This window comes from Mesorhizobium sp. M0088 (assembly GCF_040322895.1).
Taxonomy (GTDB): domain Bacteria; phylum Pseudomonadota; class Alphaproteobacteria; order Rhizobiales; family Rhizobiaceae; genus Mesorhizobium.
The window spans coordinates 64,206-70,446 of sequence record NZ_JAMYUI010000035.1 but is presented as its reverse complement, the minus strand read 5'-3'; the positions used below and the strand labels follow the sequence as shown (position 1 = coordinate 70,446).

Annotated in this window: 5 protein-coding genes; 4 read left to right on the top strand and 1 reads right to left on the bottom strand. The window is 65.1% G+C overall.

Annotated features, from left to right (window positions below; translation table 11 throughout):
* Positions 1–302 (bottom strand): response regulator (locus NKJ67_RS31760; RefSeq protein ID WP_352585260.1); only part of this gene is annotated, 302 nt, incomplete at its 3' end.
* Positions 303–513: 211 nt separating this feature from the next.
* Here NKJ67_RS31760 and NKJ67_RS31755 point away from each other — a divergent pair.
* The 4 genes from NKJ67_RS31755 (at position 514) to NKJ67_RS31740 (ending at position 6,231) form a co-directional block, all read left to right on the top strand.
* On the top strand, positions 514–1,188 hold the full coding sequence (locus NKJ67_RS31755; protein ID WP_352585258.1) for a hypothetical protein: 675 nt from the start codon (positions 514–516) through the stop codon (positions 1,186–1,188).
* Positions 1,189–1,343: 155 nt separating this feature from the next.
* A complete protein-coding gene (locus NKJ67_RS31750) occupies positions 1,344–1,550 on the top strand; it encodes a hypothetical protein (RefSeq protein ID WP_352585256.1) in 207 nt (68 codons plus the stop codon).
* Positions 1,551–1,811: 261 nt separating this feature from the next.
* Entirely contained in the window at positions 1,812–3,083 is a 1,272-nt protein-coding gene (locus tag NKJ67_RS31745; RefSeq protein ID WP_372337973.1) for an efflux RND transporter periplasmic adaptor subunit, read from the top strand.
* Positions 3,084–3,087: 4 nt separating this feature from the next.
* On the top strand, positions 3,088–6,231 hold the full coding sequence (locus tag NKJ67_RS31740) for an efflux RND transporter permease subunit (RefSeq protein WP_352585255.1): 3,144 nt from the start codon (positions 3,088–3,090) through the stop codon (positions 6,229–6,231).
* Positions 6,232–6,241: the final 10 nt, after the last annotated feature.

Genomic DNA, 6,241 nt, shown 5'->3' with positions numbered 1-6,241 from the left:
GGGGGGCGCCGCTGCCCCTGCGCGTTGCGGGGGCCCAAATCACCCAACCGCCGCCGCTCCCGCTGCCGGGGGGGGGGGGGCGGGGGGCCCCCCCCCCCGCGGCAGATATCGAGCCCCGAGCCGTCCGGCAGCATGACGTCGAGCACGATCAGGTCGAATTGGCCTGAGCCAAGCCGTTGCTCGCATTCGCGCCGGTCCGCCGCCGCCGTGACGCGAAAGCCCTGGCTGTCGAGATAGCGCTGGAGAAGCGTCCTGATCTCGCGGTCGTCGTCAACGACGAGGATATGGGGTTGTGACTGCATCAATCGTGCCCTTGCCTTGGCCACGATTATAGGAGGAGCCGCGCCCGAGCGGCATGGAAAATTGCAACCGAACGTTTCCGGGGGCCCGAGGGAAACATTCGGAAACAAATTGCCCTTTTGCGGAAACCTTCGGCAACACGCCGACGCGAAGCGGACAAAGACGCTTCCTATCCTCTGAACTGTCCGAAGCATGAGAGAAAGGAACATCTTTATGCGAAGCAGACTTCTTGCGCTCGGCCTGTTTTCCGTCGCCGCAATTCACCCCGCGCTGGCAGCGCAGCCCGATCCCGGCGCCGGACCCGGCGAGCCGCCACCTGTCATGGCCATTCAGGAGGGCCTGGATCACGGCCCGATGGCTGGACCCGGCCCGCATGGACCGATGCGGCCTGGCTCACAGGGTTTTGGCTGGCAGGGCTTTGGCCCCCGCCGCATGGGTCCGCCGCCGGAATTCATGCTGGCCGCCCGGCTCGCCGCGCTGGAGACCCGCGTTGGCATCCGCACCGAACAACTCGACGCCTGGCGCGACTACACCAGCGCGCTGCAGGCGGTGCTTTCGCCGCCTCAGCCTGACCACGGGCGGCCCGGTAGTGCTGAAGCGAAGGGTCCCGACGCGGCGGGTCCCGGCGGCAAGCCTGATCCTTTCGCGTTCCAGGAAAAGCTGGCCGACGATGTCACCGCCCGCGCGGTTTCGGCCGGTAAACTGAAGGACGCGATCGCGGAACTGCGTGCCAAGCTGACGCCCGAACAACTCGAAGTCCTCGCTTCGGCGGAACGCCCCCATGGATCACCCCCCGGTCCCTGGGGCGGGCCGCCGAACGATGCAGCCGGCCCCAGAGGCCTGCCCAACGATGGCAGGCAGCTCTCGCCCCAGCCCGGGAACGACTGACAACTCTGACCGACTGCACCGGCCGGCCCGGTACCCAACCCGTTCTCGGGCCGGCCGGTTCTCCGGGGGATGGCGGGCGTATCCCTGCCATCCCTCGTTTCAATCACGTCCAGTTCGAATGACGCCAATTCGAACCATGCAATGGAAGCACGACAATGTGGGAAGCCATGATCATGCTGCGGCTGCTCGCGTCCGCCAGCCCGAGGCTCTCGTTCGGTCCTGCCGGGCGCGATATGCCGCTGGCGCTCCCGGTCGACATGCTGAAGGGCGCGATCCGCCTGCGCTTCGCCGCCTGGCGGCTGTCGCTTCCGCTCTCGCAGCCGCTCGACAACCATGGACATCATGACCGCAAGATCGCGTGAACTCCGGCAAGGCGCTTGGCATGTCCTCGCTGATCGGCATAATGATGTTGGTGGGCATCGAGGCCAGCTACTCGACTTTCGAGCAGCTCCGGCCGCCGAGAAGGAGCGCGACATGAGCCGCTTCCAAGCATTGCTCGTCGCCGCCCGCCGACGGGTGCGGCCTATCATCATGGTGCGGCCTATCATCATATGGATCGGCATGCCCCTCGACCAAGCGGTCCATTGCCAACGCGTACACAACTCCAGGGAAAGATCCAGGCCATGATTTCCAAGCCTAGCCAGCCTCGTTTTTCGGCACGCCATCTGGCGCCCTGGGCCGCGATGTTCGCCGCTACCTTTCTGCTGGCGTCCTGCTCGCAGGAGGGCAGCGCCCCCACCGGCATGGGCGCGCCCGGCAAACCGGAAGTCGGCGTCGTCACCTTGCATCCGCAATCGGTGGCGATCACCGCCGAACTGTCGGGGCGCACGGCGGCTTCGCTGGTTGCCGAGGTGCGCCCGCAAGTGAACGGCATCATCCAGCAGCGCCTGTTCAAGGAGGGCAGCGAAGTTGCTGCGGGACAGCCGCTCTACCTGATCGATCCGGCAAGCTACAAGGCAGCCTATGACAGCGCGGTCGCCGCCCAGCAGAAGGCGCAAGCGGCGGTGCCGACTGCGCAGGCCAAGTTCGACCGTTATGCAGGGCTTTTGAAACAGAACGTTGTTTCCAAACAGGATTATGACGATGCCGCCGCCACGCTGGCGCAGGCGCAAGCCGATGTCGCCTCGGCCAAGGCCAGCGCCGAGACGGCGCGCATCAGTCTCGACCGCACCTCGATCACGGCGCCGATCGCCGGCCGCATCGACAAGTCCACGCTGACGCCCGGCGCGTTGGTGACCGCCAACCAGGACACTGTGCTGACCACCATCCGTGCCCTCGATCCGATCAATGTCGACGTCACGCAATCGAGCACCAACCTGCTCAATCTGCGCCAGGCGATCTCGGAAGGGCGGCTGAAGTTCAGCGGCCCCAATGTCAGCGTCAAGCTGAAGCTCGAGAACGGCACCATCTACACGCAGACCGGCAAGCTGGAATTCGCCGGCGCCAATGTCGACCAGACCACCGGCACCTTCGCGCTCAGGGCCGAATTCCCCAATCCCGATCGCTTGCTGCTGCCCGGCATGTATGTGCGGGCGCTGGTCGAGGAGGGCGTTGCCCAGAACAGTTTCCTGGTGCCGCAGCGCGCCGTCAGCCGCAACACCAAGGGTGAGGCCACGGCCATGGTCATCAATGCGCAGGGCAAGGTCGAGACGCGGGTGCTCGCGGTGCGCAACAGCGTCGGCAACAACTGGCTGGTGGATTCGGGTGTCGGCGACGGTGATCGTGTCATTGTCGAGGGCATGCAGCTGGTGCGCCCCGGCGGCGATGCGACGGGCGTTGAGGTGACGATCGACGAGACGACCGGCGAGGTCAAGGATCGCGGGCAGGGCACGTCCGCCGCACCGGCCGCGTCCAACGCTGCCAAACCGGCGCCTGCCGCCGCGACCGGGAACTGAGGCGATGTCCGTATTCTTCATCAACCGGCCGATCTTCGCCTGGGTGATCGCCATCGTGATCATGCTGGGCGGGCTTCTGGCGCTCACCTCACTGCCGATCTCGCAATATCCGCAGATCGCGCCGACGACAGTCAACATCAGCGCCACCTATCCGGGCGCCGACGCGCAGACGGTCGAGAACTCGGTGACCAAGGTCATCGAGCAAGGCATGACCGGCATCGACAATCTGGACTACATGACGGCGACGTCGACCTCGACCGGTTCGGCCTCGATCACGCTGACCTTCACCACCGCAGCCGATCCCGACACCGCCCAGGTGCAGACGCAAAACAAGCTTCAGCTGGTGCAGTCGCAGCTGCCGCAGGTGGTGCAGAGCAATGGCATCACCGTCTCCAAATCCTCGACCGGCTTCCTTATGGTCATCGGCTTCGTCTCGACCGACGGCAAGATGAACTCGACCGATCTCGCCGACTATGTCGACGCCACCGTCAACGACACGCTGAAGCGCGTCGAAGGCGTCGGCTCGACGCAGCTGTTCGGCTCCGGCTATGCCATGCGCATCTGGCTCGATCCGGACCAGCTCGCCAAGTATGCCCTGATGCCGAGCGACGTGGCGACCGCCATCGAGGCGCAGAACACGCAGGTTTCTGCCGGCCAGCTCGGCGGCCTGCCGGCGCGCAAGGGCCAGCAGCTCAATGCCACGGTGACGGCCAAGAGCCGGCTGCAGACCGCCGAACAGTTCCGCAACATCATCCTGAAGAGCCAGACCGACGGCTCGCTGGTTCGCCTCAACGATGTCGCCACCGTCGAACTCGGCGCCGAAAGCTATACGACACAGGCCAATTACAATGGCAAGCCGGCGGCTGGCGTCGCCGTCAACTTGGCGACCGGCGCCAACGCCATCAACACCGCCGAGGCGGTGCGCTCGACGATCGCCCGCCTGAGCTCGACCTTCCCGCAAGGCGTCGAGGTCGTCTATCCCTACGACACCTCGCCTTTCGTGCGGCTGTCGATCGAGGAGGTGGTCAAGACGCTGGCCGAAGCGATCGTGCTGGTGTTCCTGGTGATGTTCATCTTCCTGCAGAATCTGCGCGCCACCATCATCCCGACGATCGCCGTGCCGGTGGTGCTGCTCGGCACGTTCGGCGTGCTGTCGCTGTTCGGCTATTCCGTCAACACGCTGACCATGTTCGCCATGGTGCTGGCCATCGGCCTGCTCGTCGACGACGCCATCGTCGTCGTCGAGAATGTCGAACGCGTGATGCAGGAGGAAGGCCTGTCGCCGAAGGAGGCGACGCGCAAGTCGATGCACGAAATCACCGGAGCGCTGATCGGCATCGCCACCGTGCTTTCGGCGGTATTCGTGCCGATGGCTTTCTTCGGCGGCTCGACCGGCATCATCTACCGGCAATTCTCGGTGACCATCGTCTCGGCTATGGTGCTGTCCGTGCTGGTCGCCCTTGTGCTGACGCCCGCACTGTGCGCCACCATCCTGCGGCCGCCCAAGGACCATGCGACGCAGACCGGTCCGTTCGGCTGGTTCAACCGCGTCTTCGATCGCGGCACGCTTGCCTATCGCGACGGCTCGCACGGCATCATCAACCGGTCCTGGCGCTTCCTCGCCGTGTTCCTGGCCATCGTCGTTGCCGTGGGCTGGATGTTTGCCCGGCTGCCGAGTTCGTTCCTGCCGGAAGAGGACCAGGGCATCCTGATCACCAGCGTACAGCTGCCGGTCGGCGCGACGCAGGATCGCACGGAGCGCGTGCTGGCAGAAGTGACCGATCACTATCTCAACCAGGAGAAGGACGTCGTCGACGGGGTGTTCACCGCTTCCGGCTTCGGCTTCGGCGGCGCAGGGCAGAATGTCGGCATCGCTTTTGTGCGGCTGAAGGATTTCGACCTGCGCAAATCGGCGGCTTCCGCGGCGCAGGCAATCGCCGGCCGGGCGATGGGTGCGTTTTCCAAAATCAGGGATGCGCAGGTCTTCGCGCTTGCGCCGCCCGCCATCCAGGGCTTCGGCAACACCAACGGCTTCGACTTCTACCTGCAGGACGTCAACGGCGCCGGCCATGACGCGCTGATCCAGACGCGCAACCAGCTTCTGGCCCTGGCCGGGCAGAGCAAGCTGCTCGCCAACACCCGCCCCAATGGCCAGGAGGATCAGCCGCAATTCTCCGTCGACATCGACCAGGAAAAGGCCAGCGCGCTCGGCGTCAGCCTGGCCGACATCAACAACACACTGTCGACCGCCTGGGGCAGCGACTACGTCAACGATTTCATCGACCGCGGGCGGGTGAAACCGGTCTATCTGCAATCGGACCCGAACTTCCGCATGCAGCCGGAAGATTTGGACAAATGGCAGGTCCGCAATGCCAGCGGGGCGATGGTGCCGTTCTCGGCCTTTGCTTCCAGCCATTGGACATTCGGTTCGCCCAGGCTCGAACGCTACAATGGGTCGGCGGCGGTCGAGATTCAGGGCGCGGCGGCCACGGGCATCAGCTCGGGTGCCGCCATGGACGAGATCGACAAGCTTGTCGCGCAACTGCCCGCCGGCTATTCGCACGAATGGACAGGGCTGTCGCACCAGGAGAAGCTTTCCGGCAACCAGGCGCTGTCGCTCTATGCGATCTCGGCACTTGTGGTGTTCCTGTGCCTGGCAGCACTTTATGAGAGCTGGTCGATTCCGTTCGCGGTCATGCTGTCGGTGCCGATCGGCATCTTCGGCGCGCTGCTGGCGGCAAGCCTGTTCGGCCAGTCCAACGACGTCTATTTCAAGGTCGGCCTTTTGACCACGATCGGTCTTGCCGCCAAGAACGCTATCCTCATCGTCGAGTTCGCCATCGAGCGGCAGGCCGCCGGCATGGGGCTGGTGGAGGCGACGCTGGAGGCGGCGCGACAGCGGCTGCGGCCGATCCTGATGACGTCGCTGGCCTTCATCCTCGGCGTGTTGCCGCTGGCGATTGCCAGCGGTGCGGGCTCGGGTGCGCAGAACTCCGTCGGCATCGGCGTGATGGGCGGGATGATCGCAGCGACGGTGATCGGTGTCTTCCTGGTGCCGCTGCTGTTCGTCACCGTGCGGCGCATCTTCAAGGGCAGGGCGGCCAAACCAGATACGGGCGAAACGCCGGTGACGGCCAACCAGCAATAGGAAAACTTCA